Annotated in this window: 1 protein-coding gene; it reads left to right on the plus strand. The window is 63.5% G+C overall.

All coding sequences use genetic code 11. The annotated features are described in order from the left end of the window. A partial coding sequence (locus tag ACQZ6J_RS33920; protein WP_449087244.1) for a zinc-binding dehydrogenase occupies positions 1-524 on the plus strand: 524 nt, incomplete at both ends.

Here is a 524-nt window from a genome sequence, read left to right on the forward strand (position 1 = left end):
TATACGCCCGAATGCCGCGAATGCCCGTCGTGCCTGTCGCGCAAGACCAACCTGTGCACGGCGATCCGCTCGACCCAGGGCCAGGGCCTGATGCCGGACGGCACCTCGCGCTTCTCCATCGGCAAGGACAAGATCCATCACTATATGGGCTGCTCGACCTTCGCCAACTTCACGGTGCTGCCGGAGATTGCCGTCGCCAAGGTCAATCCCGACGCCCCCTTCGACAAGATCTGCTACATCGGCTGCGGCGTGACGACCGGCATCGGCGCGGTCATCAACACCGCCAAGGTGGAGATGGGGGCGACGGCGATCGTCTTCGGTCTCGGCGGCATCGGCCTCAACGTCATCCAGGGCCTGAAGCTTGCCGGCGCCGACATGATCATCGGCGTCGATCTCAACAACGACAAGAAGGCCTGGGGCGAGCGCTTCGGCATGACGCATTTCGTCAATCCGAAGGAAGTGGGCGACGACATCGTGCCCTATCTCGTCAACCTGACGAAGCGCGGCGCCGACCAGATCGGTGG

It is taken from the genome of Rhizobium sp. A37_96, from assembly GCF_053521765.1.